The organism is Comamonas sp. A23 (assembly GCF_004522605.1).
GTDB classification, from domain to species: domain Bacteria; phylum Pseudomonadota; class Gammaproteobacteria; order Burkholderiales; family Burkholderiaceae_C; genus Comamonas; species Comamonas thiooxydans.
Genome location: NZ_RSDT01000008.1, coordinates 16,747 through 38,841 on the forward strand (window position 1 = coordinate 16,747; position 22,095 = coordinate 38,841).

Sequence of the window (22,095 nt, forward strand, 5' to 3'; positions counted from 1 at the left end):
CTCAGGCCTCCTGAAGTTGCAGGCCGAAGCTGCGTCGAAAAAATGCCATGGTGGCGCGCTCGTCGGTATCTTTTTGCTCGCGCCGCATCTGGGCCAGTGCCACATCACGGCCGCGGGCCTGCACCACCTTCTGCAGGCTGGTCACGCGCAACTCTGCCGCCAGCAGGGCCTGACGTGCGGTCTCCAGCCGAATGTCCTGGTCCGCCACCACACGGGTCTGCAAGCCGATGGCGTGCTGCAGACGCTCCATGAACTGATACTGGTGATGCATGACCTCGGGCTGCACGGCCAGCCCTTCCTGGGCCCCCCAGCGCGCCTGCATCTCCAGGACGTAGCCCTGCAGTTGATCCATCTGGGCCTGCGCTGCCTGCTGGGCACGCTGGCGCTCCTGCATGGCGGTGCGGGCCGCGTCACGCTTGCGCTCTGCGGCTTCAATGGCGACGTTCAAGGCATTCAAGGACGACATCTGCGACTCTCCCTCTGGCTAACCCGTTGATGCTCAGCCCCGCTGCATGGCTTGCGCCATGCCGGCCAGGCTTTGCTCCATGCTGGAGCTTTCAAACATGCTTTGCTGCAGAAATCCGGTCATGGCGGGCTGCAGCGCAATCGCCTCGTCCAGCTGCGGATCGGAGCCTGGGACATAGGCGCCGACCTGCACCAGATCGCGTCCCTTCTGGTAGCGCGAATAGACGGCGCGAAAGCGACGCGCCAGCTCGAAATGCTCGCGCGAGACCACGTTGTGCATGACGCGAGACGCCGACTGCTCGATATCGATGGCCGGGTAATGCCCGGTCTCGGCCAAAGCCCGCGAGAGCACGACGTGACCGTCGAGAATGGCGCGGGCCGCATCGGCAATCGGATCCTGCTGATCGTCGCCCTCGGACAGCACGGTGTAGAAGGCCGTGATCGAGCCCACGCCGTGCAGGCCGTTGCCACTGCGCTCCACCAGCGCTGGCAGCTTGGCAAAGCACGATGGCGGATAGCCCTTGGTGGCCGGCGGCTCGCCGATGGCCAGGGCGATTTCGCGCTGGGCCATGGCATAGCGGGTCAAGGAATCCATGAGCAGCAGCACATGCTTGCCCTTGTCGCGGAAATGCTCGGCGATTGCCGTGGCGTAGCTGGCGCCCTGCATGCGCAGCAGCGGCGGCGCATCGGCGGGAGCGGCCACGACCACAGCACGGCTGCGGTCCTGGGCGCCCAGAATGTCCTCGACGAACTCCTTGACCTCACGGCCACGCTCGCCGATCAGACCCACCACGATCACATCGGCCTGGGTGTAGCGCGCCATCATGCCCAGCAGAACGGACTTGCCCACACCCGAGCCGGCAAACAGGCCCAGACGCTGGCCGCGACCCACGGTCAGCAGCGCGTTCAGCGCCTTGACACCGGTATCCAGCGACTCGCGCACGGGGTCCCGGTCCATGGCGTTGATGGGGTTGCGATCCAGCACCTCGGGCACCACGCTGCCCAGCTCGCCCGCATGGTCCAGTGGAATGCCTTGCGAATCCACCACCCGCCCCAGCAAGCCATCCCCCATGGGCAGGCGCAGCACGCCCACGGTCTGGCTGACCTTCTCGGTCTCCATCACGCCCAGCTGGGGCACGGGAACAAAGGGGGCTGCCGGCGTCACCATGGCACCGCTGGACAAACCCTGAATATCGCCCGCAGGCATCAGAAAAGCGCGCTCGCCGGCAAAGCCGACCACCTCGGCCAGCACAGGCTCCTGCCCATGCTGATGAATATGGCATTGCGCCCCCACGGGCACGCGCAGCCCGGAAGCCTCCAGCACCATGCCGGTCAACCGGGTCAGACGGCCCTGGCACTCCAGCGGCACAGGCTCGGCATAGCGTGCGCGTGCCTGGCTCATGAACTGTTGCCAGGGGTTCATGCCTTGTCTCCGTCATACCAGGTGGAGACCAGGCCCAGAGCCGCTACGGCACGGCGCCAGCGCTTGTCCAGACCGCCGTCGATCTCGGCACCGCCCGACTCCACCTTGACATCGCCGGGGGCAATCGAGGCATCGCCCAGCCACTGGATGCGGCTGTGCGCACCATGCTCGGCACGCAGGGCTTCGTCGAGCAGCTCGAAGTCTGCGGGGTTCAGACGCACGGTCACCGGGCGACTCTCCTCGACCAGCATGTCCAGTGCTTCGCGAATCACGGGCAGCAAGGCCTGTGGCTGGCTGCGCAGCTCCTGGCGGACCACCTGACGTGCGATGTCGCAGGCCAGGTTCAGCAGCTCCTGGGCCATGCCCGACTGCAGCTGCTTGAAGTTGTCTTCCAGGCCCTGCAACACGCCATCGACACGCTGCGCACTCTCGCGGCCCGCACCGTTGATATGGTCGTCCAGATGCTGCTGCCATTGCTGCTGGGTCTGGGTGCGGCCTTCGGCCAGGCCCTGTGCATGACCCTCGGCTCGTGCCTGCTCCAGCATCTGCTGCAGTTGCTCCTCGTCGAAAGCCGGGGCAGCTGGCTCCGCCGGCTCCACAGCCTGCACCTCGGGCTGCGCCTGCGGTTGATGGGCAATCGAGGGGGAAAAGCCGTTGAAATGCTCTACTCCCGCCGGTATGAAGGCCGCTTGCTGTGCTGGCGCGAAGACGCCACCGCTCTGCGCATCCACCGTGCCGAAGCGCCATTGCACCACGGTGCTGTCGTCGATCTCTTCCTGCGGGATAAAGCGCGAGTGCGAGCGCGGAGGCTGGCCCTTAGACATAGCTGTCCTCCGGACCGCTGCCGATGGTTACCTGGCCTTCCTCGACCAGACGACGCACGACCTTGAGGATTTCCTTCTGCTGGGCTTCCACTTCGGACAGACGCATGGGGCCACGGCCTTCCAGGTCCTCGCGCAGCGACTCGGCCGCACGCATGGACATATTGGCCAGGATCTTGTCGCGCACTTCCATGGAGCCGCCCTTGAGCGCCACGATCAGCGTCTCGGACACCACCTCGCGCAGCACCAGCTGCACCGAACGATCGTCGAGCTTGACCAGATCGTCGAAGACGAACATCTTGTCCATGATCTTCTGCGCCAGCTCGGGGTCGTAGTTGCGGATGGTATCGAGCACCGCCACATCGGCATTGCCGCCCATCTGGTTGAGCATTTCGGCCGCTGTCTTGACGCCGCCCAGCGAGGTCTTGCGCACCTTGTCGCCACCCGCCAGCACCTTGAACAGCACTTCGTTCAAATCCTTGAGCGCCGTGGGCTGAATGCCTTCCAGCGTGGCCACGCGCAGCATGACCTCGCTGCGTGCCCGATCGGGGAACTGCATCAGCACGGCCGCAGCCTGCTCATACTCCAGGTGCACCAGAATCGCAGCCACGATCTGCGGATGCTCGCCGCGCAGCAGCTCGGCCACCGACAGCGGATCCATCCACTTCAGGCTTTCAATGCCCGAGATATCGCCGCCCTGCATGATGCGGTCGATCAACAACGCCGCCTTGTCATCGCCCAGGGCACGCTTGAGCACCGAGCGCACATAGTCGCTGGCATCGTCCACCAGCAGACTCTGCGACGCGGCATCGCTGGTGAAGCGGTCGATCACGAAATCCACCTTTTCACGCGTCACGCCACGCATGCGGGCAATCGTTTCGCCCAGCTTCTGCACTTCCTTGGGCGTGAGGTGCTTGAACACCTCGGCCGCCTCTTCCTCACCGAGGGAGACCAGCAAGATGGCAGCGTCGTTCAGACCTCTATCGTCCATATTCAAAACTCTCTACTAGTTATTCAACCGTCCCATGCCGGGGATGCCGAGCAAGGGCCTAGGCGGCCCCGCCGCCCCGCAGCGAGGGCATCGCCCCCCTCCCAAAGAGAGAGGGGGAAGGCGCAACGCGCCTCAGGGGGTGACTTCGTCACCCCTCACCGTTAATCCATGTCTTCACGATGTTCGCCACCGCGATCGGGTTCTGCTTGGCCAGATGACGAGCCTGATCCAGTCGTTCCTGCTCCTTGGTCGGCGACAGCTCCTTCGCAGGTGCGGGCAGAGCAGGTCTATCCAGCGCCTCGGCTTCAATGGCATTGAGCTGTCCGCCGGGGCCGGTATTGCGTCCCTTGAGCAAGGGGCGCACCAGGCCCAGCAGCACCAGGGCACCAAACAGAGCCAGCGCAATCGGCACGCCCAGGCTCTTGGCCATGGCCTGAATTTCGGGGTCCTTCCACATCGGCAGCTCGGCCGGTGCGGCGCCGCTATCCATGAAGGGAGCGCTGACCAGGTTCACCGAGTCGCCGCGGTCGGCGCTATAGCCCACGGTTTCGCGCACCAGCGTGAGCAGTTGCTCCTGCTGCTGGGCTGTCAGTGGGCGCAGGCCGGAGCTGACTGCGGCTGCCGTTGCCGCTGTCGCCGCATCGGTGCCGGCCGCAGCAGCCAGCGGTGCATTGACCACCACCGCAGCCGTCAGGCGCTTGACGGTACCGGTGCTGCCGCGTGTGACCCTGACGGTCTTGTCCACTTCGTAATTGGTGATGGACTCGCGCTTGTTGCCCTGGCCATTGCCCTGGCCTGCACCAGCAGCCTGCGGCGCAGGATTGGCACCGTTGATGGGCGCGGTGGAGTTCTGGGGTGGCTGGTTGCTGGTCGCGCCAGGCACGCCGGTAGGTGGAGTGGCCGTCTTCTCGCCATTGGTCTCCATCACCTGCTGGCTGCGCACGGCCCCGCCGTCTGCAGACTGGTTGGGACGATGCTGTTCGGAAGTCGATTCGGTCTGGCTGAAGTCCAGCTCGGCCGAAACCTGGGCCTTCACATTGTTCTTGCCGACCACGGGCTCCAGAATGTCCAGAATGCGGCGCACATATTGCTGCTCCACCTGCTGGGTGTAGAGGAACTGCTGCATGTCCACGCCGCCGGCATTGCCGTCAGGCGACTGCGACAGCAGCTTGCCGGTGTCGTCCACCACGCTGACGGCAGCAGGCTCCATCTCGGGCACGCTGGAGGCCACCAGATGCACGATGCCCGCGATCTGCGCACGGTCCAGCATGCGACCCGGATGCAGGCTCAGCAGCACGGAGGCCGAAGGCTTTTGCTGCTCGCGAAAAAATCCGTTCTGATTGGGCAGGGCCAGATGCACGCGGGCACTCTGCACGGCATTGAGCGCCAGGATGGAGCGGGTCAGCTCGCCTTCCAGACCGCGCTGGAAATTGAGACGTTCCTGAAACTGGGTGATGCCGAACTTGCTGTTCTCCATCAGCTCGAAGCCCGTCACCGAGCCCTTGGGCAGGCCTTGCGTGGCCAGCTTCAGGCGCACATCGTGCACACGGTCTGCGGGGATGAGAATGGCGCCGCCGCCCTCGCTGTACTTGTAGGGCACGTTCATCTGCGTCAGCTGCGCCACGATGGCACCGCCATCCTTGTCGCTGACATTGGAGAACAGCAGTTTGTAATCGGGCTGACGATAGAACACCGCCGCCGCCACCAAGCCTACAGCGACCAAGGCCGCCAGCGCGCCCCAGCGAAGACGTTGGCCACGGTCGAGCGCATTCCAGCGCTGCGCAAGCGCAGGGCGGGGCGCATACGTGGCACCGGGCACGGCATTGGGGACAGGTACTTCAGCTACAGCAGACATCTTGATTCCATGGTGTCAGACCCCACACGAGGTCTAGCGTCCAGTGGATTATTCGGACTCGGGCCGGCGGCGTTCCCCCGATAAGCAAGCCGATTCACCCACTTATTGCCCGTCTGCGATCAAGCGAAAAACCTACGATCACCTCCAACTCACCAAGCCAGTTGGATAAAGATATGGACCTGAAGATCCCAGCAATCAACCCCGCTCAACTGGGCAACCAGCTCACCAAGGTCGGCAGCGCCGGCACTGCGCCCGTGGCCGGCGGCTTTGGCCAGGCTCTGCAAAATGCACTGCAATCGGTGAGCGCCGCTCAAAACCATTCCGGCCAGCTGCAGCGCGAAGTGCAGCTGGAAAACCCCGCCGTCAGCCTGGAGCAGACCATGGTGGCCATGCAAAAATCGCAGATCGGCTTTCAGGCTACGCTTCATGTGCGCAACCGCCTGGTGCAGGCCTACTCCGATGTAATGAATATGCAGGTGTGATCGGCGCGACGCCGCACACTGCTCAAAAGGCAGATTGCCCTCCAAGGCTTGCCCGCATGTTGTGATGACATGCGGGCTTTTTGCGCTCCGCCCTCCTGGCAGCGCCCAATAAAAAAGCCCGATCCTTTTATAAGATCGGGCTTTTCTGGCTCAAGCACTTGCCTACAAAGCGCAAGCAGCTATATTTTTAAAAGCCAAGACTGGCCAGCAGATCATCCACCTGGGACTGCGAGGTCACCACGTCTGTCGTGTTTTCGGGATCCACCACCGGGCCGGCCAGCTTGGGCTGCGCGGCTTCCACAGGCGCCAGGGCCGGTGCCTGCGCAGCATCCGGCGAAGTCTGAATCAGCAGCTCCAGCAGCTGCGACTCCAGATCGGCCGCCAGCGCCACCACACGAGCAATCACCTGACCGGTGAGGTCGTGAAAGTCCTGCGCCATCATGATCTCGGTCAGATGGCTATTGGTCTGCTCCGTGCCCTCCTCCACCTCCTGCAGATAGTTCATCACGCGCCCCTTGGCCACTGCAGCTACAGGATCCTTGATGAGTTCTGCACGCATGGCGCGAGTGCGCTCGGCCAGCGCATCCTGGCGGTTTTGCGTCACTTCGACCTGACCCAGCACCTTGTTGGCAGCTTCCCCCGTCAGACGGGCGATATAGGACAGACGGCTTTGCGCATCGGGAAGCTCCCCCGCACTGCCGCGCAAACGATCCGCATAACCCAGCTCATTGAGCGAGTTATGCAACTGGCGCGTGAGCACGCCAATCTTGTAGTGGACGTTGGCGGAAGCCTGGTCGCTGCTCATGACTCAGAGATCGAGTTTCTTGATGATGAGATTGACCTTCTCTTCCAGCGTGGCCTTGGTGAAGGGCTTGACGATATAGCCGGCAGCGCCGCCCTGGGCGGCAGCCACGATATCTTCCTTGCGGGCTTCGGCGGTCACCATCAGCACCGGAAGATGCTTGAGTTTTTCATCCTGCTTGATTTCGCTCAGCAACTGAAAGCCGTTCATGTTCGGCATATTGATGTCGGTCACCACGAAGTCAAACTTGCTAGCACGCAGCTTGGTGATGGCAACCACACCATCTTCGGCCTCATCGGCATCGGCAAAGCCACTCTCCTTGAGCAGATTGCGCACGATGCGGCGCATGGTGGAGAAGTCGTCAACAATCAAAAATCGCAGGGCATTAGCCACGAGAGGCCCTTTCGGTCGGAATAGGTGCGTGGGAACAAGTTTTCAGCCGTGATGGTAACAATTTGTCAACCTCCCGGCATTGGACGTGCATTGTCAGGCTTTTCGACAGTCTCCGTGGCAACTTCAGGGTTTGTTACAACAAACTCTTCCTTGGCATCCAGAGACTGCCTGTCGACAGCGCTGGGGGCTGCGCGCCGGGCCTTGGGTTGGTTGATCGTGCTGGCAGCCTCCTCGGCACTAGTCACCTGCTCCATGCTGCGCTCCTTGTCATTGCCCAGCACACGGCGCTCGGCTTCCTTGGTCAGCACGGTAATGGTGATGCGGCGATTCTGCGCCGCGCGCGGCTCCTCGGGCAGCAGCAGGTCGCTGCTGGCCATGCCCACCACGCGCGCCAGCTTGTCCAGCGGCATGCCTGCAGCCACCAACTCGCGGCGCGAAGCGTTGGCGCGGTCGGCCGATAGCTCCCAGTTGCTGTAGCCGCGATCGGCATTGCCGTAAGGCGCGGCATCGGTGTGCCCCGAGAGACTGATGCGATTTTCCGCATTGCCCATGGCCGCACCGATCTCGCGCAGGATGTCGCGCATATAGGGCTTGACCACGGCACTGCCGCTATCGAACATGGGGCGGTTCTGGTCATCGACGATCTGAATCATCAGGCCGTCATGCGTGATCTCCGTGCGAATCTGCGATCGGAACTCGTTCAGGCGCGCATTATTGGCAATCATGCTGTCCACCTTGGCCTTGAGCGCATGCAGGCGCTGTGCGTCGCGTGCGGACTCATCGGCCCGGCCCATGGCCTGGCTGGAGCGGCGGTTGGCATTGTCTTCGGACTCGGAGCGGCGCACCTGGCCGTGTACCTTGGACAGGTCGTTGCCGCCGCCCGGCACGATGCTGGAGCTGTTGCCCGCACCACTGCCGCCCGACATGGCCACCTTCAGCGGCGAATTGAAATACGCGGCAATCCCCTGCAGCTCGCCCTGAGCGGTCGAGCCCAGCAGCCACATCAGCAGGAAGAAGGCCATCATCGCCGTCACGAAGTCGGCATAGGCAATCTTCCAGGCGCCACCATGGTGGGCATGGGCGGTCTTCTTGACGCGCTTGATGATGATGGGCTGCAGCTTCTTGTCAGCCATTGCAGCACTCCATCACTAGATCCTGGCGAGAGCAGGCACTCATCACTTCTTGCCCTTGACGTGCGACTCCAGCTCCAGAAAGCCTGGGCGCTCGGTCGAGAACAGCACCTTGCGGCCGAACTCTATGGCCGTGCCCGGGTTGTAGCCCTGCATGCTGGCCAGCAGCGTCGCCTTGATGCACTCGAACTCCTTGGCCGCATCCTGGGCACGCTGCTCCAGCAGCGCAGCCATGGGCTCCACCAGCGCATAGGCCAGCAAGATCCCGAGGAAGGTACCCACCAGCGCCGAGGCAATCATGCCGCCCAGCACCGCAGGGGGCTGCCCCACGAAAGCCATGGTGTTCACCACACCCAGCACAGCCGCAATAATGCCGAAGGCCGGCAAGGCGCCCGCCAGACGATTCAGTGCCATTACCGGCGCATGGGCCTCGGCATGATGGGCTTCGATTTCGCTATCCATCAGCGCCTCGATCTCATGCGAGTTGAGATTGCCCGAGACCATCATGCGCAGATAGTCGGTCAGGAACTCGACGACATGGTGGTCGGCCATCAGCTGCGGATAGTTCTGAAACACCGTCGATGACTGCGGATCTTCCACATCGGACTCGATCGACATCAGGCCTTCCTTGCGCGCCTTCTGCAGCAGCTCGTACAGAAGCGCCATCACTTCCATATAGCGCGCCTTGTTATAGCGCGAGGGCCTGAGCGCCGAAGGGATCGCCTTGGCCGTGGCCTTGAGCACCTTGGGCTGGTTGCTGACGATGAAAGCGCCCAGGGCGCCACCGCCAATGGTCACCATCTCGAACGGCAGCGCCTTGACAAGAACGCCCACGCTGCCGCCGTGCAGCACATACATGCCGAAGATGCAGCCGAAGGCGACGATATAACCGATGAGAACAAGCATGTTGCCGATTGTGAAGTTGCAGAAGCCCCGCCATAGGCGCAAAAAGCTGGGCGTTTGGAAGCTAGATCGGCAGCTAGCCGTCGTTATGTAGGGTAATTCCGAGCCAAGCAACAACTTGAAGGCTCAGGCAGCCTGCAAGCAAGGCAGAGCTCCCGCTTCTGTTACATCCCGAAAAATATTTGCAGAACTCTCTAAAGTTTTTGCGGGATGGCTCCGATAACAGCTTCAACAGGGAAACAAAGCCCTGTCACCAGCGAGCCACAGCAGCAAATATCAAGGAACTGCAGGCTGGGGTGCTGGATTGGGCTGCCGCCGCCGCCCACCCTGAATATTTCAGGTCACTGTGGCGGCGACGTTTTGATCGCATCAAGGAGTTCGCATCATGGCAATGACCATCAACACCAATATCCAGTCGCTCAACGCACAGCGCAACCTGGGCACCTCGCAATCTTCGCTGTCGACCTCCATGCAGCGCCTGTCCTCGGGTCTGCGCATCAACAGCGCCAAGGACGATGCAGCCGGCCTGGCCATTGCCGAGCGTATGAGCGCCCAGGTTCGCGGCCTGAACCAGGCACAGCGCAATGCCAATGATGGCGTTTCGCTGGCCCAGACGGCTGAAGGCGCACTGAGCACCATCGGCGGCAATCTGCAGCGTATCCGTGAACTGGCTGTGCAATCGCGCAATGCAACCAACTCCACCGAAGACCGCGCAGCCCTGCAAAAAGAAGTTGTCCAGCTCAAGAGCGAAATTGACCGGGTTTCCACCGATACTTCGTTCAACGGCACCAAGCTGCTGGATGGCTCTTTCACATCGAAAGCATTTCAAGTTGGCGCTAATCAAGGTCAGATAATTAATATTGACTCTATTGTTGATGCAAGCACTTCACAACTCGGCACATGGCAAAGTGTTGATATCGCGGCAACTGCTGAAGGTTCTGTAATCAAAGCGAGCAACGTAACTGCAACCAGCACTACAGCAAGCGGCACGTTTGCAGCACCTGCGGCGGGCGCTGCAAAATTGGACGTTGATGGAGTAACGCTGATTGATCGCACTACTACAGCTGGTAATTTGCTGACTGCGAGTGAAATCGATACAGCTGTCGCAAACAACAAAGATGCTTTGGCGGCTAAAGGCATTAGCGCTATCGGAACTGCTGCTGCCGGCACTCTGCAGTTTATTAAGCGAGATGGCACTGACTTCTCGATCACCAACACGGCAATGGGCATGCCTGGCATGGAGGCCACCGGAAGCATTACCAATGGTTCACCTGCATTTCCTGCAATCGCTGCCGGATCACTCACAATTAACGGCAAGGCAATTGACGTCACAACAGATTCGACATCTGTGGCCGACTTCGGATCGAAAATCACGTCAGCAATCGAATCCGCATTCGCAGACGGCTCTGTAAAGGCGTCTTTTTCAAGCGGCAAGTTAACAGTTACAAGCGACAACCAAAGTTTGGTAATCGCTGGAAGTGATCCATCAAAGTTTGGCCTGACAGCTGGGACCAAAACCTTCGTGGCGGGAAAGAATGAAACAGGCTTCGAAGGAGTCGATATCTCTACTGTTGGCGGTGCAGACAATGCAATCATTGCTATGGATGCCGCTTTAAAAGCAGTTAACTCGGCTCGTGCTGATCTGGGCGCCATCCAGAATCGCTTTGAATCCGTGGTGTCCAACCTGAGCGTGAACAGCGAAAACCTGTCGGCCTCCAAGAGCCGGATCATGGATGCGGACTTTGCTGCAGAAACCGCTAATTTAAGCCGCTCGCAGATTCTGCAGCAAGCAGGTACCGCCATGGTGGCTCAGGCCAACCAGCTGCCCCAGGGCGTGCTGTCACTGCTGCGTTAATCAAGCCATAAGGCACACCCGCCATCAACGGGTGCAAAACTCACGGCAGACAAGGCCTCCTTTGGGAGGCCTTTTGCATCCGATAAACCGTCGCCAATTGCAGAAATAGCGGTGCTTTAGGCCTCTTATCGATCTTATGTTCTGCATGGCTTGCTCCAACAATCCTCGTACCCGGAATACCAGACTTCGTCCGTGTTTCCGGTCACGTGGGCCAGCGCCGTCGCTGGTCGTGAAAACGGCTAGTACGTCGCCGGTTTACTGGCTTGAAACAGGAGCACACGCCATGGCAGCCATCATCAATACCAATATCCAGTCTCTCAATGCGCAGCGCAATCTGAGTCACTCCCAAAGCCAGCTGGCTACATCCATGCAGCGCTTGTCCTCGGGCTTGCGAATCAATAGTGCAAAAGATGACGCGGCAGGCCTTGCAATTTCCGAGCGGATGACCACGCAAGTACGAGGTTTGACCGTGGCCATGCGTAATGCCAACGACGGCATTTCTTTGGCACAAACAGCGGAAGGTGCGCTGAGTTCTTTGGGCGGCAACCTACAACGTATCCGCGAGCTGGCAGTCCAATCTCGCAATGCAACAAACTCTGACGAAGACAGAGCAGCACTAGATGCTGAAGTCCAGCAACTTAAGGCCGAGGTCTCACGCATTGCTCAACAGACAAGCTTTAACGGCACTATGTTGCTGGACGGGTCTTTCACCAACATGGCATTCCAAGTTGGCGCAAATCAGGGGCAGACAATCGATGTAAGTGCCATTGTGGATGCCAATGTTGATGCGCTAGGTTCTTGGAACAGTGTGGATGTCCCCGCGACTGTTAAGGGAAACACGTTGAAGTCAGGTGTTGCAACTCCAACTACAACGACGGCTGCTGGCTCCGGCACATTCTCTCTCGCAACGGCCTCAGGAAACGCCAAGCTTGTTGTAGGTGGCATTGAGATTATCAACAAAACAACAGCAGCAGCTGGTGAAATTCAAGCAACCGACGTCGACACAGCACTCTCTGCAAAGAAAGATGAGCTGCGTACCGCGGGCATCACCTTTTCTGGCAAGGCTGCCACCGGAGACTTGGTATTCACGAAAGCGGATGGAACATCATTCAATATCGAGACAACCGCTGCACTAGGTTCGTTTGCTGCTGCAGACTTTGGAGTTGGCTCAAACCCAGCGGCGGTCAAGGGAAGCACCGCTTTTCCTGCCTATGTGGCAGGAGACTTGACCATCAACGGTAAGAATATCCTGCTTGACGAAGACACAAGTGCTGTAGATCGTGGTCAGCAACTAGTGGACAAGATTGAAGCAGCGTTTCCAGATGGCTCTGTTAAGGCATCATTTGTAGGAGGTCGCTTAACCCTAATAGGCACTACCGATGTCACAGTAGCTGGTCCGAAATCTGCAGATGCAGGACTAAGCGAAACAACAACAAAGTTCACTGCCGGAAAACCGGAAGTAGGCTTTGCTCAGATGGATATCAAATCAGCTGAGTCCGCCGATAACGCCATCTTGGCGATGGATGCGGCCTTGAAGGCCGTCAATGGCGCTCGCGCCACGCTGGGTGCCGTGCAAAGCCGTTTTGAAACCACGGTCGAAAACCTGAGCGTCAACTCGGAAAATCTGTCCGCCTCCCGCAGCCGCATCATGGATGCGGACTTTGCCGCAGAAACCGCCAATCTGAGCCGGACACAGATTCTGCAGCAGGCCGGCACAGCCATGGTTGCACAGGCCAATCAGCTGCCCCAGCAAGTGCTCAAGCTGCTGCAAGGCTGATACCGGCACTTGATATTTCGCACTCAAGTTCTGTTTCGGCCTGCCGAAACACAATGCGTAGTACTGTCCATAAAGACGGCGCGAGAAGCGCCGTTTGTTCAATGACGCAAGCCAGGCGTGCCAAACGCCTTCCGTCCTGCGCAGAGGGAGTTTTGTATGGGTATCAGCTCAGTCGGTATTGGCAGCGGCCTGGAAGTCGAAACCATTGTTTCGAAATTAGTGGCACTGGAATCAAAGCCCATCGCGGCGCTGCAGACCAAGGCCACTGGCATCAATACCCAGATCTCGGCCTTTAGCCAGCTCAAGTCACAAATCTCCAATCTGCAGGATCAACTGGACAAGCTGACCAAGCCTGCCACCTGGCTTGGCAATACGCTGACCTCTTCCAACTCTGCCCAAGTGACAGGCACGGCAACTTCCAGTGCCGTGCAAGCCACTTATGACGTGGAAGTGTCGCAGATGGCGGCAGGCCAGACCATTGGCTCCGGCTTGGTTGCCAGTGGAACCACTCTGGGACCTGGCAAGCTGACGATTTCCATGGGAACCTTTGGCACCAATGGACTGACACCCAATACCAAAGATGGCAAGGACGTCAGCTTCGAGGTCACGATCACCGCCGAAGATGACTCTCTGGCCAAGATTGCGGCCAAGATCAATGCCGCCAAGGGCGATGTTAGTGCCACTGTCCTCAAGGACCACACGGGCGAGCGCCTGGTGCTGCAATCCAAGACCACGGGCGTGAACTCTGCCTTTTCGGTGGAGGCTGAAGGCGCAGGGCTGCAGCAATTTGCTTACAACGGCAGCGACGGAACCATGAAGCGCTCCGTTGAGGCGCAGGACACTCTGGCCAAGATCAACGGCATTGACATGGCCTCGCACACCAATGTGTTTGAAGAGGTGGCGGCGGGTGTGACGTTGACGGTAGCGCAAAAGTCAGCGAAAGACGCTGCACCGGTGCGCATCACCATTGCCAATGACACGGCAACGGCCAAGACGGCGCTGAAAAATCTGGTGGAGTCCTATAACGCACTCAGCAACGCCCTGAAGACCATGACTGCCTATGACAAGGACAGCAAGACGGCTGGCACCTTGCAAGGCGATTCAACCGCCATCAACCTCCAGTCTGCAATGCGTCGTTTGCTCTCAGGCCCCGGGGGAGAAGGTGGTGCGTTCACCAGCCTGTCGCAGATGGGCATTGCCTTTCAGACAGACGGCACCCTCAAGATTGACGACACCAAGCTGGACAAGGCCCTCAAGGACCCGGAGAGCATGTCCAAGTTCTTCACAGCAGACGTTGCCGATGCCAACCAGGATGGCCTGGCAGTGCGCCTCAAAGACTTCACAAGCGGTCTCCTGGCCACTGGCGGCACCTTCTCGACCAAGGACGAGACTCTCAAGAATGCCTTGAAGCGCAATACGGCCGACCAGGAACGCCAGACTACGCGCGTGACTGCCTATGAAGCGCGCTTGCGTGCCCAGTATTCGCGCCTGGATACGCAGATGGCCAGCCTGAAAGCCCTGGATACCTACGTCGCCCAGCAAGTGACAACATGGAACAAGTCCAGCAGCTAAGCCGTTGAAGCCTGCAGAAAGGACTTAATTGCCCCCTGAGTCGGCCGATAAGAAGAACAGTAATTTGAGAAACTGCAGCAAAGGAGTTTTGTGATGTTTTCCCCAGCCAATGCGCGCGCAATGTCGGCTTACCGTCAGGTGGGTGTGCAATCCATGGTGGACAGCGCATCGCCTCAGCAGTTGATCAAGATGCTGTTTGATGGCCTGCTTGCCTCCATCCATGCGGCACGCGGTGCGATCGAGCGCGGTGATATCAATGAGAAAGTGCGCCATATCGGCAAGGCTGTGCGCATTCTGCAGGAGGGCCTGCTGGGCGCGCTGGATCGCGAAAAAGGGGGCGAGCTGGCCGGCAACCTGGCCTCGCTCTATGAGTACTGCACTACCCGATTGACCCTGGCCAATGCCCGCAACGACGCCAGCATGGTCGATGAGGTCGCAGGCCTTGTGAGCACGGTGGCACAGGGCTGGAATGAAATAACCAATGCACCAGCACCCGCTGCTGCCTAAAAAATGGAGCACACGTTGATCGACTTCTACCGCGCCATAGAGGAGAGCAGTGCCAAGATGCTGCAGGCCGCCCAGGCCAAGGACTGGGATGGTGTTGCGCGCTATGAGGGCACTTGTGCCGTGCTGATCGAGCAGCTGCGCTTTCGCTCGCGCGATGAAAAGCTGGCGCCCGAACTGCGCAAGGAAAAGGCGCGGATCATGCAGCGCATCTTGCGCAACGATGCCCAGATTCGCGTGCTGGCCGAGCCCTGGCTTGCAAGTTTCGAGCATATGTTCGACGGTCAGCCGCATGTGATGCACTGATTGCAAAACCACTCAACAAAAAGCCCTGCTGCAGCGATGCAACAGGGCTTTTTGCTTGCAACGACGACAGGTGATCGATCAAAGCATCCATGAACCCAATGCCGCAGAACGCCACAAGCTATCGATAGCGAAGCACCAGAATGCGGCCAGGCTGCGTCACAAAAGCAAAGCCGCCGCGTGGGCAGATGCAATCTGCCAGCGCGGCGGCGTCTGTTGTGGTGAACGGCCCGCTCCTTGCGAGCCGTTTCAGTGATCAATGCGAGCGCATCTTGGTGCGCAGGCGGGCGATGGCCTGGCTGTGCAGCTGGCAGACCCGCGATTCGGTCACGCCAAGCACGGCGGCAATTTCCTTGAGGTTCATATCGTGCTCGTAGTACATGCCCATCACATATTGCTCACGCTCCGGCAGGGCCTTGATGGCCTCTACCAACGCGGAGCGCATGCGATGGTCGCGCAGCAGGGCAAAGGGGTCGGCACCCGAGTCGGCCACATGCCGCTCCAGATAGTCGTCGCCATCGTCGCCGTCACCGCCGCCTATGTCCTCGAGATAGACAAGCTGCGTGCCGCGCACCTTGCCCAGCAGGGACTGATAGTCGTCCAGGGCCATGCCCAGCTCGGCCGCGATTTCCGACTCCAGCGGGGGCCGGCCCAGACGCTGCTCCAGGCGATTGAGCGCCTGCTCGATTTCCTTCTGGCTTTTGCGCGAGCTACGGCTCATCCAATCGCCTTCGCGCAGTTCGTCCAGCATGGCGCCACGGATGCGCTGGCTGGCGAAGGTGTCGAATTGCACGCCTTGCTCGCTCTCGAAGCGCGACAGCGCTTCGGCCAGACCGATCATGCCGACCTGGATCAAATCATCCAGTTCGACGTTCGGTGGCAGTTTGGCGATCATGTGCAAGGCAATTCGACGCACAAGCGGCACATGCTGACGAATCAGCGCGTCGCGGTCGAGTTGGCCTTTGGCGGTGTACATGGCAGTCAATGGCTCCAGACGAGAGATTCAGGTGCGGCAGCCGCCGTGGGCTGAGCATGCATGGGCAGAATACAGGCCGTCTTGAGCATGTGCAGCGTGAGCTGATGCAGATCGCTGGCCTGGCGCCAGCGCAGGCGCATGAGCACCGGGGCATCGCCCAGGTGGCGCTGCGAACACTGTAGCAGCGCATTCAGACGCTGCAAGCGTGTCTGAGCGTTTTGCTTGGCTGTCTGCGAGCTGCTCTGCTTGCGGCTCCAGTCGTATTTCTGCGGGCCGTCTGCCGTCAGCGGCGCTTCCAGCGCTGCAATCGTGCATTCAACGCCGGCAAACACGGCCAGATGCTTGAGCTGGCGGTAGCTTTCTACCAAGTGCTCGGAATCGGGCTGCACGACCAGCAGCGGCTGCAGGCCCTGACCTTGCAGCAGCGGTGTCAAAGTTTCGCTGCTCGCATAGATGATCACGGTGGTGTAGCCGCGCACATAGGCTTGCAGGGCCGTCAGCATGTTCAGCCCCATCTCGTCGGCCGAAGCCTTGAGCTGCTTGAGACCCTGCCGCGCCGGCAAGCTGGCCACCGACTGGGCATCGCCGACGCTTGCGCGCAGTCCCGCCTGGGCCTGCCAGGCATGCTGCGCCAGCAGCTGGGCAAGACCTGGCATGTGAAAGGATTCGGCCTGGCTGCCATCAAGCACCAGCACCTTCTGGCCCAGGCGCTGCAGCTGGGCGCACAGCGGCCACAGCACGGCCTGCTCGGCAGCGGCACCGGATGCGCTGTGCAGCACGGCCAGCACGCGCAAGCCGGCGGTGCTGGCATCGCTCATATGCAGAGCCATGCCCTGATGCAGGGGCGAGCGGCGCTCAAGCATGGGCAGCCTCTGCGCCGCTGGCGGACGAAGGGGTAAAGAAGAAGTCCAGATCCAGCGACTGCGGATCAAACGCCGATTTGGCAGCCGAGCGCATGGAGGCCGAGACCAGCAACTGCGCATTGGCGCGCTCGAAGTCTTCGGGCACGCGCTGACCATTGGTCACGCCGCATAGCTGGATCTGATGACGAATCAGCGTATCCACCGAGGGACCGACCTTCACGGCTTCATCGACCTTGGTGAGGATGGCATGCTGCGAGCCGCGCGCCTTGAAGGCCTGCATGACATCGTCCTGCGCATCGCCCTGTGCGGCCGCATTGACGGCCAGCAACTGCTGAACGCCCTCAATGGCCAACACATCCATGATCTCGTCCTTGCGCGGATCACGCGGAGCCACGCCGGTCGTGTCGATCAGCACCATCTTCTTGCTTTGCAGCAGACCCAGCAGGTCCTGCAACGCGGCCTTGTCATGAGCCTGATGGGCCACCATGCCCAGCATGCGGGCATAGGTGCGCAGCTGGTCATGACCACCGATGCGATAGGTATCCAGCGTGATCAGGCCCACGGAGGCAGGACCATGCTTGGCCGCGCACAGCGCCGCCAGCTTGGCCGTGGTCGTGGTCTTGCCCACACCGGTCGCGCCGACCAGGGCAAACACTCCGCCTTGCTCGTAGATGGCGGGCTGGGCGGCATCGGTGCGCAGATTGCGCTCCAGCACCTGCATCAGCCAGCGCACGGCGTCGCCAGCGGAGAGCGTCTCCGGCAGCTTCTCGATCAGCGCACGTGCAAGTGCGGGCGAGTATCCGGCACGGATGAGCTTGTGCATCAGGCTGGACTGGATCGGGTTCTGACGCGTCTGGCCCAGCCAGGTCAGCGTGTTGAAGCGCTCCTCGATCAGATCCTTCATGGACTGCATCTCCTGCATGAAGTTCTGTGGGGCAGCGACGGCCGCGGGCCTGGCGCTTTCCTTGAGCTGAATCTTCTCGGGACGCAGAGGATTGTGGCGAGACACCGCGGCGCTGACCGCCTGAGACTTGGCTGCCATGGCGGGGCGCTCGTTATTGCGCTCTTGCACGCGCTGGGCAAAAGTGGGCAGAGCTTCGCTGCTGTCCAGCGACGACTCATGGCGACGGCGCAGCATGCGTTCGCGCACATAGTCCTGGAAGGTCAGCGTGCTCATGGACAGCTGTTCCACATCGTCCTGCACGGAATGCCGGGCCAGCTCATTGATGGCCTTGACGGGCTTGGCCTGAACCTGCTGCTCGCGAGCCTGCTCTTCCTTGGCCGTCTGGCGCGCCTGCACATGCTCCAGCGTACTCATGGCTTCACCGCCCTGGCTGCGCCTGGCAGCAGCGGGAGCCAGGGGCGAATGCTCCTTGCGCAGGCTGCCCATGCCTTCGTCGCTGGCGCGGCGCTCCAGCGCCTTTTGCAGGGGCGAACCGGCCTGCATGCCGGCATCCATGTCCTGCAGTGTCTCTTCGGCCGTGGCCATGACTTCCACTCCGTCCGGCGTCTGGCGGTTGGAGAGAATCAGGGTGCCGTCGCCAAAAACCATGCGCGCCTTGGCCAGGGCCTCGCGGGCGGTCGGGGCGTAAAAGCGTTTGATATTCATGCGGTTGCGCCTTTAAGAATCGGGCCGATGCGGATGGTGTGCGTCTCGGGAATCTCGCTGTGCGCGAGCACCTGCAGACGCGGCGCCACACGACGCAGCAGCTTGGCAAGAGAGTTGCGGATCGCGTCCGGCACCAGCAGGCAGGCGGGCAGGCCCAGCTCTTCCTGTTGGTTGGCCACATCGACCGCTTTTTGTGTGAGGATTTCAGCCACGCCGGGGTCCAGCGATGGCGCATTGGGGTTCGACAGTGCCTGCACCAGCAGACGCTCCAGGCCGGGCTCGATGGCAATCACATTGAGCTCGCGGGTCGGACCGTAGATCTGCTGCACGATGGCAGGCGACAGTGCAATGCGCACGCGACGCGCCAGCTCCACCGGGTCGGTCGTCTGCGTGGCATTTTCGGCCAGCGTCTCGATGATGGTGCGGATATCACGAATGTGCACAGAGTCCTCCAGCAGCAGCTGGAGCACTTTCTGGAACGTTGTGATGGGCACCATTTTCGGGATGACTTCTTCGATGAGTTTGGGGGCCAGCTTGGCCACATGGTCAACGAGCTGCTGCGTCTCGGTACGAGACAACAGCTTGGCCGCGTGCACTTGCATCAAGTGTGACAAATGCGTCGCCATCACGGTTTCCGAATCAACGACGGTAAAACCGGCCATTTGTGCCGCTTCCTTTTGCCGCTCGTCGATCCAGTGCGCGGGCAGACCAAAGGCCGGATCCGTCGTGGCCGTGCCGATCAGCGGCGTGGTGATGCCGCCGGGGTTGATGGCCAGGAACATGCCGGGGAAGGCTTCGCCCTCGCCCACCATGACGCCGCGCAGCGTCATGCGATAGGCGCTGGGCTTGAGTTCCAGGTTGTCGCGCACATGCACGGCCGGCGGCAGAAAGCCGACCTCCTGCGCAAACTTGCGGCGCACGCCCTTGATACGCGTCAGCAGGTCGCCCTGGCGGCTCTTGTCCACCAGCGCGATCAGGCGATAGCCCAGCTCCAGACCCAGCAAGTCCACCGGCTGCAGATCATCCCAGGTCGCTTCGCCATCATTTTGCGCAGCCTGCTGCTGGGGCGCCGGGGCACTGCTTTGGGCGGCCAGACGGGCTTTTTCCCTCTTGTCCAGCACCCAGGCACCCCAGCCCAGCAAGGCCCCCATGCTGATGAACACCAGATGCGGCATGCCGGGAATCAGACCCAGCAAGATCATCACGCCGGCAGTGATACCCAGCACCTTGGGCGACATGAACAGCTGCTGCACGATCTGGCGGCCCATGTCGGATTCCTTGCCCACGCGCGAGATCACCATGGCCGAGGCCACCGAGATCAGCAGGCCTGGAATCTGCGCTACCAGCGCGTCACCCACGGCCAGCAGGATGTAGCTGTCGGCCGCCTGACCCGCGGACAGGCCGTGCTGGGCCATGCCGATGATCAGGCCGCCGATGACGTTGATCACCAGGATCAAAATGCCGGCAATCGCGTCGCCACGCACAAACTTGCTGGCACCGTCCATGGAGCCGAAGAAATTGGCTTCCTCGCCCACTTCGGCACGGCGGCGCTTGGCCTCCTTCTCGTCGATCAGACCGGCATTCAGATCGGCGTCCACGGCCATCTGCTTGCCGGGCATTGCGTCCAGCGTGAAGCGGGCCGAGACTTCGGCAATGCGCTCGGCGCCCTTGGTAATCACCACGAAGTTGATGACCACCAGAATGCTGAACACGATCAGACCCACGGCAAAGTTGCCGCCGATCAGGAAGTGACCGAAGGCCTCGATCACCGCGCCCGCGGCGCCGGGGCCGGTGTGGCCCTCCATCAGCACCACGCGCGTCGATGCCACGTTGAGCGACAGACGCATTAGCGTGGTCAGCAGCAGCACCGAAGGGAAGGCCGCGAAGTCCAGCGGCTTGATCATGTAGGCCGCCACCATCATCACCATCAGCGCCACGGCAATGTTGAGGGTGAAGAAGGTGTCCAGCAGCCAGGGCGGCACGGGCAGCACCATCAGGCCCAGAATGGCCACCACCAGAATGGGAGCAGTCATCCCTTGCAGGGCACCGGCGTTGGAGCCAGACCACTTCTGGAACAGTTGCAGAGGATTCGACGACATCACAGATTACCTTCTTGCTGCGCAGCAGCATCGACCGCCGCAGGCTGGGTACGGCCACGGTGCGGATCCAGCTCCACGGGCACGGGGGGCTCTCCCAGGGCATCGGGCATGGGACCCTGGCCGCTCAGGGCAGCCTTGAGACGATAGACATAGGCCAGCACCTGGGCCACAGCGGTGTAGAGCGCGGCAGGGATGGCCTGATCCAGATCGGCATGCGCATAGAGTGCACGCGCCAGCATGGGCGACTCCAGCACCGGTATCTGGTGCGCGCCCGCGATTTCACGAATCTTGAGCGCCACCAGATCCGTGCCCTTGGCAATGACCTGGGGAGCGGCCATGGAGGCGTCGTCATAGCGCAGCGCCACGGCATAGTGGGTGGGATTGGTGACTACAAAGTCAGCTTTCGGCACGGCCGAGACGCTGGCCCGGTCCGCAATCTCGCGCTGTTTCTGGCGGATCTTGCCCTTGAGTTGCGGATTGCCTTCGGACTCCTTGTGCTCCTGCTTGACCTCCTCATGACTCATCTTGAGGCGCGACTTGAAGAGAAAGTCCTGCAGCGGCACGTCGATCAGGGCCACCAGCAGCACCACGATCAGCAGCAAGGTGATGCCCGTGGTCAGCCAGGAGCCGACCATGGCAAGCGCCATGGGCGATGGCTGGGCCGAAACCGACGCAATCTCGGCAATATTGGCGCTCATGTACTTCCAGGCTACAAAGCCCAGCACGATGGTCATGAACACCATCTTGACCACCGTGGTCAGTTGCTGCTTGGAAAACAGATTCTTGAGACCCGACAAGGGGTTGAGCTTGCCAAAGCGCGGCTGAATGGGCTTGAAGCTGAAGATCCAGCCACCGGCAGCCACGCCGGACAGCACCGAGGCCGTGGTGGTCACCAGGGCAAAAATCACGGCAATGCCCAGACCCAGCACCAGCATGGACTGAAAGCGCTCCAGCATCAGCGCCGGAGTCTTGGCCGCCGCAGCGTTGAACACCAGTTGCCGGGCCATGGCCTCGCGCAGATGATTGATCATGGGCTGCGTGCCCATCAGCATCAGCAATGCGCCCGTACCCAGAATGGCCAGATGCGACAGATCGCGCGAGCGCGCACCCTGGCCGTCTTCACGCGTCTTCTGCAGCTTGCGTTCGGTGGCGGGCAGGTTTTTGTCTTGGGATTCGGACATGGCGCACGGACGGATTGGATATCCCAATTGTCCGAATCCGGCGCCCTGGCAATGCGCGGATAAGCGGCAGCCAAGCCCTGCTTATGCACGA

At 61.0% G+C, this 22,095-nt stretch carries 20 protein-coding genes; 6 read left to right on the forward strand and 14 right to left on the reverse strand.

The window, feature by feature from the left end:
• Position 1 precedes the first annotated feature (1 nt).
• The 5 genes from fliJ to fliF all read right to left on the reverse strand — a co-directional run bounded on the left by fliJ (position 2) and on the right by fliF (position 5,555).
• Positions 2–466: a flagellar export protein FliJ gene (fliJ, locus tag EIC84_RS17435; protein WP_003065466.1), complete on the reverse strand. Its 465-nt coding sequence runs from the start codon at positions 464–466 to the stop codon at positions 2–4.
• Positions 467–499: 33 nt separating this feature from the next.
• Positions 500–1,888 (reverse strand): flagellar protein export ATPase FliI, encoded by a 1,389-nt coding sequence (gene fliI, locus EIC84_RS17440; protein WP_003065468.1) that lies wholly within the window; start codon positions 1,886–1,888, stop codon positions 500–502.
• Positions 1,885–2,712 (reverse strand): FliH/SctL family protein, encoded by an 828-nt coding sequence (locus EIC84_RS17445; RefSeq protein WP_003065471.1) that lies wholly within the window; start codon positions 2,710–2,712, stop codon positions 1,885–1,887. Before EIC84_RS17445 ends, fliI begins: the two co-directional genes overlap by 4 nt.
• Entirely contained in the window at positions 2,705–3,700 is a 996-nt protein-coding gene (gene fliG, locus EIC84_RS17450) for a flagellar motor switch protein FliG (protein ID WP_003059149.1), read from the reverse strand. Before fliG ends, EIC84_RS17445 begins: the two co-directional genes overlap by 8 nt.
• A gap of 148 nt (positions 3,701–3,848) precedes the next feature.
• Positions 3,849–5,555, reverse strand: coding sequence for a flagellar basal-body MS-ring/collar protein FliF (gene fliF / locus EIC84_RS17455; protein ID WP_003065474.1), 1,707 nt, complete (start codon positions 5,553–5,555; stop codon positions 3,849–3,851).
• A gap of 173 nt (positions 5,556–5,728) precedes the next feature.
• Between fliF and fliE the strand changes: the two genes are divergently transcribed.
• A complete protein-coding gene (gene fliE, locus EIC84_RS17460; protein WP_003065477.1) occupies positions 5,729–6,037 on the forward strand; it encodes a flagellar hook-basal body complex protein FliE in 309 nt (102 codons plus the stop codon).
• Positions 6,038–6,224: 187 nt separating this feature from the next.
• Here fliE and EIC84_RS17465 read toward each other — a convergent pair whose 3' ends face one another.
• The 4 genes from EIC84_RS17465 to motA all read right to left on the reverse strand — a co-directional run bounded on the left by EIC84_RS17465 (position 6,225) and on the right by motA (position 9,268).
• Positions 6,225–6,842 carry a protein phosphatase CheZ gene (locus EIC84_RS17465; protein WP_003065480.1) on the reverse strand — a complete coding sequence of 206 codons (618 nt, stop codon included), beginning with the start codon at positions 6,840–6,842 and terminating at the stop codon, positions 6,225–6,227.
• 3 nt (positions 6,843–6,845) lie between these two features.
• Complete coding sequence (gene cheY / locus EIC84_RS17470) at positions 6,846–7,232, reverse strand: chemotaxis response regulator CheY (protein WP_003065483.1); 387 nt, start codon at positions 7,230–7,232, stop codon at positions 6,846–6,848.
• A gap of 65 nt (positions 7,233–7,297) precedes the next feature.
• Entirely contained in the window at positions 7,298–8,365 is a 1,068-nt protein-coding gene (motB, locus tag EIC84_RS17475; RefSeq protein WP_003065486.1) for a flagellar motor protein MotB, read from the reverse strand.
• Positions 8,366–8,407: 42 nt separating this feature from the next.
• On the reverse strand, positions 8,408–9,268 hold the full coding sequence (motA, locus tag EIC84_RS17480) for a flagellar motor stator protein MotA (RefSeq protein WP_003065488.1): 861 nt from the start codon (positions 9,266–9,268) through the stop codon (positions 8,408–8,410).
• A 382-nt stretch (positions 9,269–9,650) separates the two neighbouring features.
• On the opposite strand from motA, the gene EIC84_RS17485 reads away from it, so the two are divergent.
• The 5 genes from EIC84_RS17485 (at position 9,651) to EIC84_RS17505 (ending at position 15,279) form a co-directional block, all read left to right on the forward strand.
• The gene (locus EIC84_RS17485; RefSeq protein ID WP_003065492.1) at positions 9,651–11,120 is read left to right on the forward strand and encodes a flagellin; all 1,470 of its coding nucleotides are present in this window, start codon (positions 9,651–9,653) and stop codon (positions 11,118–11,120) included.
• A 283-nt stretch (positions 11,121–11,403) separates the two neighbouring features.
• A complete protein-coding gene (locus EIC84_RS17490) occupies positions 11,404–12,897 on the forward strand; it encodes a flagellin (RefSeq protein WP_034362090.1) in 1,494 nt (497 codons plus the stop codon).
• A gap of 156 nt (positions 12,898–13,053) precedes the next feature.
• Entirely contained in the window at positions 13,054–14,469 is a 1,416-nt protein-coding gene (fliD, locus tag EIC84_RS17495) for a flagellar filament capping protein FliD (protein WP_003065496.1), read from the forward strand.
• 93 nt (positions 14,470–14,562) lie between these two features.
• Positions 14,563–14,976: a flagellar export chaperone FliS gene (gene fliS / locus EIC84_RS17500; protein WP_003065498.1), complete on the forward strand. Its 414-nt coding sequence runs from the start codon at positions 14,563–14,565 to the stop codon at positions 14,974–14,976.
• A 3-nt stretch (positions 14,977–14,979) separates the two neighbouring features.
• Positions 14,980–15,279: a flagellar protein FliT gene (locus EIC84_RS17505; protein WP_003059178.1), complete on the forward strand. Its 300-nt coding sequence runs from the start codon at positions 14,980–14,982 to the stop codon at positions 15,277–15,279.
• A gap of 253 nt (positions 15,280–15,532) precedes the next feature.
• On the opposite strand, the gene EIC84_RS17510 is transcribed toward EIC84_RS17505, so the two are convergent.
• From EIC84_RS17510 to flhB, 5 genes are read right to left on the reverse strand one after another with little or no spacing between them, the layout of a single operon-like run.
• Positions 15,533–16,252 (reverse strand): RNA polymerase sigma factor FliA, encoded by a 720-nt coding sequence (locus tag EIC84_RS17510; RefSeq protein ID WP_003065501.1) that lies wholly within the window; start codon positions 16,250–16,252, stop codon positions 15,533–15,535.
• Between the two features lie 5 nt (positions 16,253–16,257).
• Positions 16,258–17,115 carry a hypothetical protein gene (locus EIC84_RS17515; protein WP_003065503.1) on the reverse strand — a complete coding sequence of 286 codons (858 nt, stop codon included), beginning with the start codon at positions 17,113–17,115 and terminating at the stop codon, positions 16,258–16,260.
• Entirely contained in the window at positions 17,108–18,724 is a 1,617-nt protein-coding gene (flhF, locus tag EIC84_RS17520; RefSeq protein WP_003065507.1) for a flagellar biosynthesis protein FlhF, read from the reverse strand. The genes EIC84_RS17515 and flhF overlap by 8 nt, the downstream gene beginning before the upstream one ends.
• Entirely contained in the window at positions 18,721–20,823 is a 2,103-nt protein-coding gene (gene flhA / locus EIC84_RS17525; protein ID WP_003065509.1) for a flagellar biosynthesis protein FlhA, read from the reverse strand. Before flhA ends, flhF begins: the two co-directional genes overlap by 4 nt.
• Positions 20,823–22,004, reverse strand: a complete 1,182-nt coding sequence (flhB, locus tag EIC84_RS17530; protein WP_003065511.1) for a flagellar biosynthesis protein FlhB — start codon at positions 22,002–22,004, stop codon at positions 20,823–20,825. The genes flhA and flhB overlap by 1 nt, the downstream gene beginning before the upstream one ends.
• Between the last annotated feature and the right edge of the window lie 91 nt (positions 22,005–22,095).